This window comes from Paenibacillus sp. FSL H8-0457 (assembly GCF_038051935.1).
In the GTDB taxonomy this organism is placed as follows: Bacteria; Bacillota; Bacilli; order Paenibacillales; family Paenibacillaceae; genus Paenibacillus_AQ; species Paenibacillus_AQ lautus_A.
The window spans coordinates 5,829,724-5,843,578 of sequence record NZ_CP150293.1 but is presented as its reverse complement, the minus strand read 5'-3'; the positions used below and the strand labels follow the sequence as shown (position 1 = coordinate 5,843,578).

Sequence of the window (13,855 nt, the reverse complement as noted above, 5' to 3'; positions counted from 1 at the left end):
TAAAAATAATTTTACCGGTAAAATGTATGGAGGTGTTAAATTAAAAATGACTGGTGTATATAAAATTCAAACCCATGAGCAGCTCAAAGCGATTGCGGATCCTCTCCGCACCAAAATGCTGATGAATCTGGTGAAGGATGCCTACACCGGACAGCAGCTGGCCGAGATGCTCGGCATCACGCGGAACAATATTTACTTTCATCTCAAGGAGCTGGAGAAGCATGGCATCATCCATGTGGTCAGAAAGGAAGAGAAGAACGGTATCGTGCAGAAATACTATCGCGCCGTTGCAAGCCGCTTCATTCCGGAGGATCATTTGCTGCCAAGCCTGGATTTGGTGGAAACCTCAAGACAGGTATTCATGGAGACGCTTGATGTAACGCGGGACAAAATCGAGACCGCCCCGGCTTCTTCTTTTGCACTGGACAGTACGAGTGAGCACCACAGGAAAAATCTTGCGGGAACCTACCGCTTTCGTGCAACGCATGAAAGCTTCCATGCTTTTGTGGAAGAATTCAAGAGGCTTCTGGATAAACACTTCACGATGGAAGGTGCCGAATCCGGCAGAAGCTCGCTTTCCGAGGAGGAGAAGAGCTATTATATGTCGTTGATAGCATTCCAAGATGATCATGAGAATATCACCATTCGATAATTCTGGACGGGGGATACATACATATGGACAATAATCAATATACCATCGTGATCGATGATGCGTGGTTTACGGTATCGCAGCTGGATGAAGGCACGTTTGCCATCAGTGAGTACGGGCATTGGGAGAAGGTGCATTCGTTTCTGTTGATAGGGGACGAGCGTGCCGCATTGATCGATACGGGCCTTGGCATCGACGACATGAGGCGGATAACCAATCAGCTGACGGATTTGCCTATCATGGTACTGACCACGCATGTTCACGCAGATCATATCGGCAGTCACGGGCAGTACGGGGAGATTTATGTGCATGAGGCCGAAGAGGATTGGCTGGTCAGCGGCATTAAAAAGCTTTCGATTGAGCAAATCCGCAAGGATATATCACGCGATATTACGAGACCCGTACCGGATTCCTTCGATCCGGCAGCGTACACCCCTTATCGGGGGCAGCCGACCGGCCTGCTTCGGGATGGGGACGTCATCGAGCTTGGCGGGCGAAGCCTGGTCATCTACCATACGCCGGGCCATTCGCCCGGACATATTGCGGTATTTGAACCCAACCGCGGGTACTTGTTCACTGGCGATTTGCTGTACGATGAGACGCCGGTATATGCCTTCTACCCGACGACAAGTCCCGGGGATCTCGTTAACTCGCTGGAGCGGATCGCGAATATCGAAGGCGTAAACCGGATCTTCGGTTCTCATAATACGCTTGGACTGGACCCGGCATGGCTGGACTTAGTAAAAGAAGCCGTGCAGGAGCTCCGGGAAAAAGACCTTGTCCGATTTGGAACGGGCATTCACCGGTTCAACGGATTTTCGGTTCAATTCTAATATCGTCATGAAGCAAAGCCGCCTCCGGATCAGCAATTGGCATCCGGAAGGCGGCTTTTTAGGCTAGCGATTGTTTTTAGGCAAATTAAGCTATTTCCACATGATGATGAGCGTCCATGCCTGATAGGACAAGTTCATCTGGGCTCTATCCGATATCGCACCGGGTTTCTTATGCTCCTCCAGCTGAGAAACGAATGTATTTAAAAATTTGAGCGCCTGTTCCCTGGAGCCCTTGCTCATGTGATGCTCTGCCTGCTTCAAGGCATTGCTCAACCGGGACAGCAGCGGGTTAGCCAGTTCCCCTGCGCGGGCATACTCGCTCACCAGTTGATCCAGCACGTTCAGCATGCCCGGGGATTGATAAACGGGGATAGGAACCTCCGAGAAATCCGTATCGGATGCGAAATAAAAGCTGGTGTAAGAGGGCTGGTTATACGTTGTATTTTGTCTGGCAACCTCGACCCGATACTGCGGATCATGCATGAGCGTATAAAGCTTACGGTCGGTGACCTCGGTGCTCAGGTAAATCCGGAGGGCCGAGCTGTCCGTGGTCCGGACCACCAGTTCCTCTCTCCAATCCCCGAAGAGATCGGCGACGAGGGCAGGATTTCCCTTCGTCCCGTTATTGGTGCGCGTGCCTTCTGCAGTTAGCAGCGTCCCGTTGCGCCAGCTTTCGATGACCGGTGTCTGATCCAAGTTACCATTCACGATCTGGGTGGTCATATCCGCAGACCATTTGATGTTCATGTTCGTGCCCGGCATGGTCGTAGAGAGCTGTTCTCCATCTGCAGACCACGTGCCGACGGCCCATGTTTCGAGTCCCCGCTGATCGGGATCGATATCGCCGATCATACCGCGTCCGGTGTCTTTTCCGGTATAGCCGCCGTAGAGGAGCCTGCCTGTTGCCGCATCACGGAGGGAATAGCCGTAAGGGGCGTAGGCACCGCCTTCATGAACCATGAAGATCTCAAGACCCGGCCGATCCGGATCGATGTCGGTGACGTGCATGGCGTCCCCATGTCCAAGGCGGGCCATCGCACCCGGATCCGCGCTTTGAGGAGGGAGCACATCCATGGAGCTGTACAGCAGCGTGCCGTCATGGTCAATCGTTGCCGAACCGTAGACGATTTCCTGTTTGCCGTCGCCGTCGACGTCAGCCGCGCTTAACGAGTGGGCCCCTTGCGTCGTTAACGTACCGAATGCCGCATCGGTCCCGTCCCGGCCATGCGGACTGTCGTTAAACGGATTGGTCATCGGGGTCCAGCCGCTGTCCACAACCCATTGCTCGCTTAAGTGCCGGCCATCCCACTTGTAGGATACGAGTGTGGATCGGGTGTAATAACCGCGGGCGAATACGGCATAGGGTTGTTCCCCGTCAAGGTAAGCAACGGCGGCAAGGAAGCGATCCACGCGATTGCCGGGTTCGATCCGGGCCATGGCGTAGTCGCCCCACATGAGCCCGTCGTCATGCCTGCCGGGTTTATACCGGATCGTCTCGAGCTCTTTGCCGGACGCGCCTTCAAATACGCTGAGATATTCCGGACCATCCAAGATGAACCCTTCGAATGCCCGGAGATTGTTGCGGGCGCTTCGCTGCGGCGCATAGGTGTCCATGAAGTGATCGACCAGGCTTTCGGCATCGGTACGGGATAACGGATAATGGTACTTCTTATCGATGCCGAAGCTTTCTTCGAGCGTGGCCGGCCAGCGGCCGCTTACGACCTCTTCATGCTGATGCCAGTTCATAAACAGGTTTACCATGTGCTCGTAGTAGCCGGTTTTGCTCAGCCTGTAATCGTCCTGATTGGAATATCCGGCCTTCATATCCTCGGGCAGCAGCGTGATGTATCTCTGGGAGATCATGTTGCCGGCTGGATCATAGCGAAGAATCTTGGTGCCCGGTGCCGTTTTGAGCATCATTTCCGCTTTGCCGTCCCCGTCAAAGTCATACACCATGAACTGCGTATAGTGGGCGCCGGAACGGATGTTGACGCCGAGGTCGATCCGGTACAGCAGGATGCCCTCCAGTGTATAACAGTCAATGTACGTGTTGCCGGTATACCCGATTTGGGAAACGTCCTTGGAGTTGGAAGGGTCCCATTTGACAAAAAGCTCGTACTGCCCATCGCCGTCCACATCGCCGACGCTGGCGTCATTGGCAGAGTAAGTATAAGGTTCCCCAGCCGGGGTGACTCCGCCATCCGGCTTGTTTAGCTTCAGATCGTAATAGGGGGAGGACCAGGGAGTGGAGGTGAGGCTCTGGTCGACCTCTTTTCCGTTTACGACGGCAGATACGTAATAGGAGGATGATGACGTGCCGGATCGGTCCAGGTAATTGGTGCTGTTCTCGACGACGGCAATCAGGTTGCCGTCCCGATAGACATGAAAGGTCGGACCGATAAGCCCTTGGTCGCCATATCCGGTTACTTCTCCGGCAAGCAATCGCCAGCTCAGAAAGTTGCCCTCTGAAGTGGAGGCCGATACGATCCCCCTATCCAAATACTCCAGCTGAATCCGGCTGGTTTTTGTGGCACCTTGCTGCGTGCTGCTTGCCGCTTGATGCGAGGGCGCCGCTAACGACTCGATGCTCCCCGTGATGATCATGGGGAGGGTAAGAGCCGCTGCCAACAGCTTGCTTGCCAAGCCGAGTTTACTTCCATGCTTCATGTTCAGCCACCTTTCTCCTTATGGTTCGGATGCTGGTGTGCAGCATTCCGTATGCGCTTTCACAAATGGTTGAGCGGCTCCTCCTTTCTGGTTGGAATGGGGTAATAAGTAAATCACTTTCATTGTATGGAACCTGGGAGAATGACAACATACAAAAAACAGGCCATTTGATTTAAAAAACAGAGTGAATTCTAATTCCGAAAGTCGATTTCTAGGGTGAAGCCATAGAAGCAGCAAACAGGCCGGGCTCCTGGGAGCCCGGCCTGTTTGCTTACTCGCATGAAGGACATGCAAGAAAAGAATAGCCGCCGCAGGGTAGCAAGCCATTCAGTAACTCCGGTCCATGTTCTTGCCGTAATAAATCTCGTCCATCTCCAGTTTGATGCGTTCGGTGATTTCCTGCTGCTCGGCCTTGGACAGCTTATCCTTCGTGTAACCGAACAGATAGTTGTCCAGATCGAACTGCTTCAGCTTGCACTTGGTATGAAAGATGTTCTCCTGGTATACGTTGACGTCGATCATATCGAACAGCTCCTTGGCTTCGTCCGGAATATAGTTCTGGATGGAGCTGATCTCATGGTCGATAAACAGCTTGTGTCCGTGAATATCCCTCGTGAATCCCCGGATTTTATAGTCTATCGTCATAATATCCGTATCGAAGGAGTGGATCAGGTAGTTCAGGGCTTTGAGCGGTGAGATTTCCCCGCAGGTCGACACGTCGATATCGGCCCGGAAGGTGCTGATGCCCTCGTCCGGATGGAATTCCGGATACGTATGGACGGTAATATGGCTCTTGTCGAGCTGGAGCACCACGTTATCCGGCAGCGGACCCGGCGATTCGTCATAGGATTCCTCCGGCACCTCCACGACGGGGCCCTCGGAGACTAGCACCGTCACGCTGGCGCCCTGCGGGATATAGTCCTGCTTGGCAATGTTCAGGACATGCGCGCCGATGATTTCGGCCACATGGCTCAATATTTTCGTCAGTCGATCCGCGTTGTACTGCTCATCAATATATTCAAGGTACGCTTCCCGTTCCTCCCGGGTCTTCGTATAGCAGACGTCATACATATTAAAGCTGAGCGATTTCGTCAAGTTGTTGAACCCATGCAGGGTCACGCGTTGTTCTGGTGTCATATCCATATGAAATTTCCCCTTGTGTCGTTAATATATCAGTTCGAGTACCTATTATTTCCGAAACCGTCGATTCCTAATCTGCCCATGCTCCGCTTTCCGGAGCAGCATTACTATGTTCTTACCCGGATCGGGTTCAACGTTAACAGAGGCGGAGGAATGCCAGAGGGGAAGCAGCGGCGGCTCCCAAACTCCAAAAAGGCCAACCGGATTTCTCCGGCAGGCCTTATCTATCAGAACGACACCTGCTGCATGCAGCTTATCCCTCTGGCGTTTATATGGATTCACTTCATATGCTTGAACTTTGATGCTGCCGAACGGATGGATTACTCCGTAAATTCCAGCAGCTCGATCACATTGCCAAACGGGTCGCGGATGGCGCTGTACAGCCCGGGAGGGCACGGCTTGGGCGTATCGAAGATGACGTCGACGCCCTTCGATTTGTAGTTCGCAATGGCTTCGTTTACATCCGGGGTCTCGATTCCGATGATCACCTGTGCCTCATGCGGGTATTCCGTATTCGTTGGACGGTCGCATTTCTGCAGAACGAGGGACATGCCCTCATGCTTCAAGCTGACGATCTGATCATCATAAACCCTGGAGATTTCGAATCCCAGAACGTCGCAGTAAAACTGTTTGGCTTGCTGTATATCACTTACATTGATCGATAGAACGCATAGGTTTGGCATATGCTCGCACTCCTCCGCTCATGATTTGTTTTAATTGCAGCACAGAATCCCGTTCCCGGATTCGATATTGGATTTCAAGCTGGCCAGCATCCCCTTCCACGCATCGATATGCCACTCCCGGGCTTGCCGGGACGCTTCGGAATCCTTCCAGCCTGTATGCTCCAGGGTAATTCTCGTGCCGTCCGCCTCAGGGGAAAAGGCAACCTTAACCGCTGTCAGCTCGCCTTGATTCATCGTTTCCGCGAAGGGATCGGGTCCTTTCCACTCAAAAACAAGCACGCGTGGCTCGTCATACCGCAAAATGGTGCACCCGGCGGTGCACATCGATTCGCGATCGGCGGGGTTAAAATACAGCTCGAATTTTCCGCCCGCTCTCGGCTCGATTTCCGCAGCCGGCGCAAACCACTCGGTTATCCTTGCGGACTCGGTCCATGCTCGCCACAGGAGCTGCACATCGGCCTGAATCACGGTTTCTTGAATAATGGTCATGTATATTCCTCCATCATATAGCGCTGATTGTTCCAGACAACTCTTCTTGCAGTTCCATTATAAATGGACAAGCACATCGAAAATTCTTCTACCTTGCGCTGTTATTCCGATCCTTCTCAAACAAGAGCAGCGGCAGGTTAACCACAATCGGCGGGTCATGGGGCAGAGGCTCCCGTAAGGCAATCTTCACGTCAAGATCGGTTCCCCTGTCGATATGGACAGGCTCCTCCAGTTTGCCGCGCAGGGATTTGCCCAGCAGAAAATAATCCTTTGGATTGAGGCTCCAGGGGATGCCCGCGGCCAGCACGTAATACGTGCCGGCCGGCATGCCGGTTAAGGTGCAGGTCCGATTCTTGAGGTTGACGGCCGTACCGGTTACGGGCTTCTGATCGGGCACGGGTCTTGGGAACAGACCGACATAAATCATGCCGCGGAACGCCTCGGGAGCTTCGATCCGGCAGCGAATCCGGGGCAAAGCCTGCGATTCTTCCCCTGCCCAGGCTAACGGCTTATGCTCATATTGATTCACATAACGATGAAGGGATTCGGTGGTGGAGCGGAACCTCTTCGGAGACAGGCCGACAAGCTGCTTAAAACGGGTGTTGAAGGTGCCCGGACTTACCAAACCGATGTTCATTCCGATTTTCACAAGCAGGGAGGGGCTTTGAAGGAGCTCGGTTTTGCCCGATTCGACCCGGAGGGCGGACAGGTACTGCCTGACGGAAATGCCGGTTACCCGTTTGAATATCCTGGAGAAATGGTAGGGGCTGTACCCCGCGAGATCGGCGAGCAGCTCGGTTGTCATCGGCTCGTCCAGATGCTCCTTCATATATTGAATGGTCTGCCGCACGGCTTCGGCATGTTCATCGTTCATTAGGGAATCACCAACTTCGTTTTAATGGCTCTACATGATAGGAGACATATTTCCACATTTATGAAATTCTGCTCGTCGAATGCAATTTCCTTCCCCGATTCGGTTGCCCATTCATGGAAAGGCCGTTAAACTTAAAGGATGAGGGCTTTCTAAAACGGAAAACCAAGGTGAAATAAGGAGTTTATATCCATGAATGTGGAAACAAATGATAGAGAATCGATGATTATGGACACAGCGCGGGAATACCTGCAAAAATATTACGGCTATCCCGATTTTCGGGACGGACAGAAGAAAATCGTCGCGAGCCTGCTAACCGGCCAGGATACGCTCGGGATTATGCCGACGGGCGGGGGCAAATCCATCTGTTATCAGATCCCGGCACTCCTCAGCCCGGGCCTGACGTTGGTCGTATCGCCTCTGATCTCCCTGATGAAGGATCAGGTGGATGCACTTACGACGGCGGGCGTGGCGGCGGCATATATCAACAGCACGCTCAGCGGCAAGGAAGTGAACGAGCGCATACGCGCGGCCAAGCGCGGTGACTTGAAGCTGTTATATGTCGCCCCGGAACGGCTTGAGCTGGACTGGTTCCGTGAGGAGATGGCAGGCCTCGACATTTCGATCGTTGCTGTCGACGAAGCGCACTGCGTATCCCAGTGGGGTCATGATTTTCGGACCAGCTATCTCTCCGTGGCTCCTTTCGTAAAAGGGCTGCCGAACCGCCCGATTGTCGCGGCCTTTACGGCGACGGCTACGCCGGAGGTTATGGAGGACATGCAGCGCCTGCTTCGACTGGAGCAGCCGCAGGTGTTCGTGACGGGACTTGGGCGCGACAATCTGGAAATGTCGGTGCTTCGCGGCGAGAACAAGCGGGAGTTCGTGCTGGATTATGCGGCCTCGCATACCCACCAGCCGGGCATCATCTATGCTGCCACCCGGAAAGAGGTGGATGATTTATGCCAGCGCCTGCAGGCGAAGGGGCTACTTGCCGGACGTTATCATGCCGGCATGAGCGATGCGGAGCGAGCGGACAGCCAGGAGGCCTTCCTGTATGACGATATTCGCGTCATAGTTGCAACGAACGCGTTCGGCATGGGGATCGATAAATCCAACGTTCGGTACGTCATCCACTACAATATGCCGAAAAATATGGAGTCTTACGTCCAGGAAGCCGGCCGCGCCGGGCGGGACGGAGAGCCCAGCCAGTGCATCCTGCTGTTCAGCGCCCAGGATATCATGACGCAGAAATTTCTGATCGAACAGAACCCCCAGGAGGGCGAACGGAAGCAGAACGACTACCGAAAGCTGCAGCAGATGATCGATTACTGCTACACCACAAGGTGTCTGCGCAGCGCGATGCTGGATTATTTCGGGGAAGAACACGAAGACAAGCCCTGCGGTACGTGCAGCTCCTGCACGGACGACCGGGAGCTGGTGGACATCACGGTGGATGCGCAGAAAATCTTCTCCTGCATTCACCGGATGCGCGAGCGCTTTGGCGTGTCGATGATCGCCTCCGTGTTGAAGGGCTCGCGGGCGAAAAAGGTGCTGGAATACGGCTTTGACCGGCTTCCAACCTATGGCGTCATGTCGAACCGGACGGAGAAGGAAATATCCGAGACGATCAATGTGCTCATCTCGGAAGGGTTCCTGGCACTGACCGAAGGCCAATATCCCGTCGTGAAACTTCAAAGCGAGGCGGCCGACGTGTTAAAGGGCCAGCGCGAAGTGATGCAGCGCGTTCCGCGGCCTTCCAAAGCCGCAGGCAGCCAACGCAGCGGCAGCCGCCGCGACTACTCGCCGTCTGCCGTTAACGAGACGGTGTTCGAGCAGCTGCGCTTGATTCGGCGCGAGCTGGCAAGCAAGGAGCATGTGCCGTCCTACATCATTTTTAACGATGCAACGCTGCGCGAGATGAGCGTGGTCTGCCCGCAGAGCGAGGATGAGATGCTGAACGTCAAAGGGGTCGGCGAAGTGAAATTCCGTAAATACGGACGTCCGTTCCTTGAGTTTTTCCTGAATGGTCAGGGCGCGTCGAATGACGGGGACGATTTGTATGACTATGAAGAATAGTCTTGCATGTCAGGCGGAACTCATGGCTTATTCCCGTATTATCAGTCAGGATAAAAGCGTTCGGTACCGTTCGGTAATAAATAACATTATGTAGAAGGAAAGTGGGCCCTACCATGAAAGTCATACTATCAACCTTGAATGCCAAGTACATTCATACCTCCTTGGCCATTCGCTGCCTGAAGGCATACAGCGAGAAGGATTTCGATATCGAATTGACGGAGTACACGATCAAGGATCCCGTGATGAATATCGTCTCCGACCTGTTCCAGCGCAAGCCGGATGTGATCGGATTCTCGTGTTATATATGGAATATCGAAGAAACGATTAAAGTGATCGATATCGTGAAGAAGATTATGCCGGAGGTCACGATCATCCTCGGCGGGCCCGAGGTGTCCTACGATACGGAGTATTGGATGAACCGGCTCCACAATGTCGACTTTATCGTTATGGGCGAAGGCGAGGAGACCTTCCACCATTTGCTGCAAACGATCGAAGGGGACCGGAAATTCCATTTCGTATATGGCGTGGCATACCGCAAGCAGGACGAAGTCATTGTGAACCCGGGAAGACCGAAGAGCATCCTGGCCGAGCTGCCTTCGCCGCATCGTTTTCCGGAGGATATCCCGCATCTTGGGAAGCGGGTTGTTTATTTTGAGACCAGCCGGGGCTGTCCCTTCAGCTGCCAGTTCTGCCTGTCGAGCATCGAGGTGGGGGTTCGCTATTACGACATTGAACGGACCAAGGCGGACATTCTCTACCTGATCGAGAACGGAGCCAAATTGATCAAATTCGTGGATCGGACCTTTAATATTAAGCGCGATTACGCGCTTGAAATGTTTGAGTTCCTGATTGAAAATCATGGCGGCTGCGTGTTCCAGTTTGAGATTACGGCGGATATCATGCGTCCGGAGGTGCTGGAATATTTGGCGAACCATGCGCCTTCCGGCATTTTCCGGTTTGAAATCGGCGTGCAGTCTACGAATGATCCGACCAACGAGCTGGTGAAGCGCCGCCAGAATTTTACCAAGCTGTCACGCACGGTGACGATGATCAAGGAGAGCCGCAAGATCGACCAGCATTTGGATTTGATCGCAGGGCTTCCGGAGGAGGATTACAATACGTTCCGCAAAACGTTTAACGATGTGTTTGCCCTTGGACCGGAGGAGCTGCAGTTAGGCTTCCTGAAGATGCTGCGGGGAACCGGGCTGCGGATCGATGCGGACAAGTATAACTACACCTACATGGACCATGCTCCGTATGAGATCCTTGGCAGCGACGTGCTTCCGTTCTCGGATATCGTCCGTTTGAAGAGACTGGAGGATGTGCTGGAGAAGTATTGGAATGCACACCGAATGGACCATACGCTCAATTATTTGATGAAGCATGAGTTTACGTCGCCGTTTGATTTCTTCCAAGAATTTGGCGACTACTGGGAAGGACAGGGCTGGCAAAAAATCGGCCATCAGCTCGAGGACCTGTTTACGCGGTTAACGGCCTTTCTGGAGTTTCGGAACACGCCGAACATGAATGTGGTCTCCGGTCTGATGAAGTTTGATTATTTCCTGGGCCATAAATACAAGCCGCGCAAAATATGGTGGGATCATGCCCAAGACAAAGCGCAGTGGAACGCCAATGTTCGTAAAATCGTGGAAGATCCCGCGGCACTATCCGCCGATTTCGCCGATCTTGGGATTACGGAGCGTGATCTTCAGAAGCATGCGATGATCGAGGTGCTGCCATTCAACCTCGACGATGCCATTCAAGGTGGTACGGGCTATCCGGACCATGCGGTACACGCAACGATGCTGCTGGTATTGTACCAGCAGAACGAAACAGGGCAGCCCCAGTACTACACGATGCCTTTGGAGTTAGCGACGCAGGCATAATAGGGGAAACGAGGGACAAGCCTTCTGTGATTGGTTATGAAACGGATTGGTTGTTTTGGCGTCATTGCTTAATTTCCGCTGCCAGGAACCGGCGGCCCCGCTCTTTAGCGACCCTTTTGCGATCATAACGAGCCCTATCTAAAGGCGTTTCAGGAATAAAACAGCCCTGGCATCGGTATTCTAATTGGCATCAACCGATGAGGAGGGGATGTTATGAACGACAATCGGAAGGGGCAAGAACAGCTTTCGTCTGACGAGCCGACCATCGCACCGGGCATGGAAACCAATGACGATCTGCGCGAAGAGGCTACCGAGGACGAGGTAGCGCAAGGAGAGTACACCCAGGTCACGCAATTGATCATCGATCGCACGCCGAGCGATGATGAGTAAGGTGCTTCGATTGAGCCTTTACGCTGTCAATTTCAAAGGTTCTGTATACACTAACGAACTGCTTAGCAGCATAATAAAAGGGATGCCCTGGATTTCAAAAACCCGGGGCATCCCTTTTATATGTCTTGGCATCACGCTTTGTTACATCACTCGTATCGATTCTTGCGGTACGTTGTCCGAGCCGGATGTGTGCCGTTCGAGCCAGTCGAGCACATCGGCTGCCACTTCGGCACGGTTGGTCTCGTGCAGCATTTCGTGGCGGCCGCCCGGATACAAACGGTATTCGAGGTCCTGGACGCCATGCTTCCGATACAATTCGATCAACCGCCGCACGCCTTTGCCGCGGTGTCCGACCGGATCATCCTCGCCCGAGAAAATATAGACAGGCTTATCCTTCGGAAGACATTTCATCAATTGAGGCTGGTGGATCTGTGACAGCAGCTTGAAGAAATCGCGAAAGAAGCGAGCGGTGCACACCTTGCCGCAGTATGGGTCGTTGATATACTTATCCACTTCGGCTTCATCCCGGGATAGCCAATCGAACGGCGTGCGGATAGGACCGAATCCTTTGTTGTAAGGACCGAACACCAGGGCGTTCAGCATCAGGCTCCGGTGGGTGTTTCCTTGCAGGCGCATTTGCGCGGCCGCCAAGCCCATGCCGAACGTCAGCAGTCCCTGGGGACCGTTGGTGCCTGACAGGATGAATCCGTCGAATAATTCACCGTCCGAACAGATGATTTTTTGCGTCAAAAAGGATCCCATGCTGTGCCCCATCAAATAATGCGGAACGCTCGTATGGCGCTTCTTGAGCTCGGAAGCAAGAAGCAGCTGGTCTTCAATCATTCCTTCAAAGCCGTCTTCCCCGGCATCGCCGAGATGCGTAAGCCCGGCCGTTAGCCCATGGCCTCGATGGTCGTTGCAGTATACGGCATAGCCGTGCTCCGTGAGCAATTCGGCAAGCTCCTCGTAGCGCTTGCCGGTTTCGCACATGCCATGCGCGATTTGCACAATGGCACGAACGGGATCATCCGGGCCGGGCAGCCATTCATATACAAAAACATGCATACCCTGCGTATTCAGCATCGTAAACGTGTCGGTTTGCATCATTAGGGCTGGCACCTCCACAAGAACGAATGGTTTATATCATTTATTTATACCCTGTTTAAGGCAAATATGAACGCAGAACCGTGGATTGCCCATCCAATGTATAGGCCCCCAGATTCGCAGGCAGCAGGAAGCACTGTCCTGACGTGTAATCGATGGAGCCGTTATCCCAGCTGAGGGTTCCTTGGCCGTCGCATACAACCACGATCGTGAAGCTTTCCGCGGAAGTGGACAAGGACCATGCACCGCTCACGACGCCTTTTTCCACGACGAAATACGGGGATTTGGCAAGCTCAAGCCATTCTCCCGGCGCCGTTCCTTCCGTGCTCATGGTGGTTGCGCCCGATCCTTCATAGGCCGTCACATTCAAGGAGTCTTCGATATGGAGCTCGCGCGGCTTACCGTCAAGACCCGGTCGATTATAATCGAAAATCCGGTAGGTCGTATCCGAGTTTTGCTGGATTTCCGCCACCACAACGCCCGCGCAGAGCGCATGCACGGTTCCTGCAGGTATGTAGAACGTATCTCCGGCCTTTACGGACACTTCTTGAAGCTGGTCCATAACGGTGCCGTTTTCCATGGCTTCCTTCAAGGTTTCCCGGTTCACGCCTTCTTTCAGGCCGTATATGATTTTGGCGTCCGGCTTAGCATCCAGCACATACCACATTTCGGTCTTGCCAAGCTCGCCCTTCGGAAGCCCTTCGTAGTCATCGGTCGGATGGACCTGAACGGAGAGGTTGTCATTGCAGTCAAGCAGCTTGATCAGGAGCGGAAAACGTCCGTTAACCTCGGAGAATCCTTTGCTTCCGAACCATTCCCGCCCGAATTGCTCCCGGACCTCATCCAAGCCGCGTCCGGCAAGCTCGCCGTTCACGATGCTGGTCGTGCCGTTCGGATGGTCGGCGATCATCCAGCCTTCTCCGATATGTCCTTCAGGAATATCCAAGCCGAACTGTTCTAGTGCCCGGCCTCCCCACACGCGTTCTTTAAATTCAGGCTGGAACAACAATGGATATGGTTTTGTCATTGTAATCATCTACCTTTCATCATGTTTGGAATATTCTATG

Annotated in this window: 12 protein-coding genes; 5 read left to right on the top strand and 7 right to left on the bottom strand. The window is 53.4% G+C overall.

Annotation, left to right across the window (positions count from 1 at the left end):
• Nucleotides 1-46 precede the first annotated feature (46 nt).
• Both MHI43_RS26090 and MHI43_RS26085 read left to right on the top strand, forming a co-directional pair.
• Nucleotides 47-652 (top strand): winged helix-turn-helix domain-containing protein, encoded by a 606-nt coding sequence (locus MHI43_RS26090; RefSeq protein ID WP_036660008.1) that lies wholly within the window; start codon nt 47-49, stop codon nt 650-652.
• 23 nt (nt 653-675) lie between these two features.
• Nucleotides 676-1,482, top strand: a complete 807-nt coding sequence (locus MHI43_RS26085) for an MBL fold metallo-hydrolase (protein WP_036660006.1) — start codon at nt 676-678, stop codon at nt 1,480-1,482.
• Between the two features lie 90 nt (nt 1,483-1,572).
• Here the strand turns inward: MHI43_RS26085 and MHI43_RS26080 are convergent, their stop codons facing one another.
• The 5 genes from MHI43_RS26080 to MHI43_RS26060 all read right to left on the bottom strand — a co-directional run bounded on the left by MHI43_RS26080 (nt 1,573) and on the right by MHI43_RS26060 (nt 7,335).
• Nucleotides 1,573-4,149: a rhamnogalacturonan lyase gene (locus MHI43_RS26080; RefSeq protein ID WP_036660004.1), complete on the bottom strand. Its 2,577-nt coding sequence runs from the start codon at nt 4,147-4,149 to the stop codon at nt 1,573-1,575.
• 327 nt (nt 4,150-4,476) lie between these two features.
• Nucleotides 4,477-5,292, bottom strand: coding sequence for an adenosylmethionine decarboxylase (speD, locus tag MHI43_RS26075; RefSeq protein ID WP_015737164.1), 816 nt, complete (start codon nt 5,290-5,292; stop codon nt 4,477-4,479).
• 317 nt (nt 5,293-5,609) lie between these two features.
• The gene (locus MHI43_RS26070; protein ID WP_015737163.1) at nt 5,610-5,972 is read right to left on the bottom strand and encodes a VOC family protein; all 363 of its coding nucleotides are present in this window, start codon (nt 5,970-5,972) and stop codon (nt 5,610-5,612) included.
• Between the two features lie 30 nt (nt 5,973-6,002).
• The gene (locus tag MHI43_RS26065; RefSeq protein WP_015737162.1) at nt 6,003-6,461 is read right to left on the bottom strand and encodes an SRPBCC domain-containing protein; all 459 of its coding nucleotides are present in this window, start codon (nt 6,459-6,461) and stop codon (nt 6,003-6,005) included.
• Nucleotides 6,462-6,549: 88 nt separating this feature from the next.
• Nucleotides 6,550-7,335, bottom strand: a complete 786-nt coding sequence (locus tag MHI43_RS26060; RefSeq protein ID WP_015737161.1) for an AraC family transcriptional regulator — start codon at nt 7,333-7,335, stop codon at nt 6,550-6,552.
• Between the two features lie 189 nt (nt 7,336-7,524).
• On the opposite strand from MHI43_RS26060, the gene recQ reads away from it, so the two are divergent.
• From recQ to MHI43_RS26045, 3 genes are all read left to right on the top strand, one after another.
• Complete coding sequence (recQ, locus tag MHI43_RS26055) at nt 7,525-9,408, top strand: DNA helicase RecQ (RefSeq protein WP_036660002.1); 1,884 nt, start codon at nt 7,525-7,527, stop codon at nt 9,406-9,408.
• Between the two features lie 113 nt (nt 9,409-9,521).
• A complete protein-coding gene (locus tag MHI43_RS26050; RefSeq protein WP_036660000.1) occupies nt 9,522-11,294 on the top strand; it encodes a B12-binding domain-containing radical SAM protein in 1,773 nt (590 codons plus the stop codon).
• Between the two features lie 213 nt (nt 11,295-11,507).
• Complete coding sequence (locus MHI43_RS26045) at nt 11,508-11,684, top strand: hypothetical protein (protein ID WP_015737159.1); 177 nt, start codon at nt 11,508-11,510, stop codon at nt 11,682-11,684.
• A 141-nt stretch (nt 11,685-11,825) separates the two neighbouring features.
• On the opposite strand, the gene MHI43_RS26040 is transcribed toward MHI43_RS26045, so the two are convergent.
• Together MHI43_RS26040 and MHI43_RS26035 are read right to left on the bottom strand one after the other, a co-directional pair.
• The gene (locus MHI43_RS26040; RefSeq protein ID WP_036659998.1) at nt 11,826-12,791 is read right to left on the bottom strand and encodes an alpha/beta hydrolase; all 966 of its coding nucleotides are present in this window, start codon (nt 12,789-12,791) and stop codon (nt 11,826-11,828) included.
• Between the two features lie 55 nt (nt 12,792-12,846).
• Complete coding sequence (locus tag MHI43_RS26035; protein ID WP_015737157.1) at nt 12,847-13,815, bottom strand: type I phosphomannose isomerase catalytic subunit; 969 nt, start codon at nt 13,813-13,815, stop codon at nt 12,847-12,849.
• Between the last annotated feature and the right edge of the window lie 40 nt (nt 13,816-13,855).

Excerpts from the sequence above, each read along its gene's own strand:
- MHI43_RS26090 (WP_036660008.1), top strand. The coding sequence starts at position 47 with ATGACTGGTGTATATAAAATTCAAACCCATGAGCAGCTCAAAGCGATT.
- recQ (WP_036660002.1), top strand. The coding sequence starts at position 7,525 with ATGAATGTGGAAACAAATGATAGAGAATCGATGATTATGGACACAGCG.
- MHI43_RS26050 (WP_036660000.1), top strand. The coding sequence starts at position 9,522 with ATGAAAGTCATACTATCAACCTTGAATGCCAAGTACATTCATACCTCC.
- MHI43_RS26085 (WP_036660006.1), top strand. The coding sequence starts at position 676 with ATGGACAATAATCAATATACCATCGTGATCGATGATGCGTGGTTTACG.
- MHI43_RS26060 (WP_015737161.1), bottom strand. The coding sequence starts at position 7,335 with ATGAACGATGAACATGCCGAAGCCGTGCGGCAGACCATTCAATATATG.
- MHI43_RS26070 (WP_015737163.1), bottom strand. The coding sequence starts at position 5,972 with ATGCCAAACCTATGCGTTCTATCGATCAATGTAAGTGATATACAGCAA.
- MHI43_RS26035 (WP_015737157.1), bottom strand. The coding sequence starts at position 13,815 with ATGACAAAACCATATCCATTGTTGTTCCAGCCTGAATTTAAAGAACGC.
- MHI43_RS26040 (WP_036659998.1), bottom strand. The coding sequence starts at position 12,791 with ATGATGCAAACCGACACGTTTACGATGCTGAATACGCAGGGTATGCAT.
- MHI43_RS26065 (WP_015737162.1), bottom strand. The coding sequence starts at position 6,461 with ATGACCATTATTCAAGAAACCGTGATTCAGGCCGATGTGCAGCTCCTG.
- speD (WP_015737164.1), bottom strand. The coding sequence starts at position 5,292 with ATGGATATGACACCAGAACAACGCGTGACCCTGCATGGGTTCAACAAC.
- MHI43_RS26080 (WP_036660004.1), bottom strand. The coding sequence starts at position 4,149 with ATGAAGCATGGAAGTAAACTCGGCTTGGCAAGCAAGCTGTTGGCAGCG.
- MHI43_RS26045 (WP_015737159.1), top strand. The coding sequence starts at position 11,508 with ATGAACGACAATCGGAAGGGGCAAGAACAGCTTTCGTCTGACGAGCCG.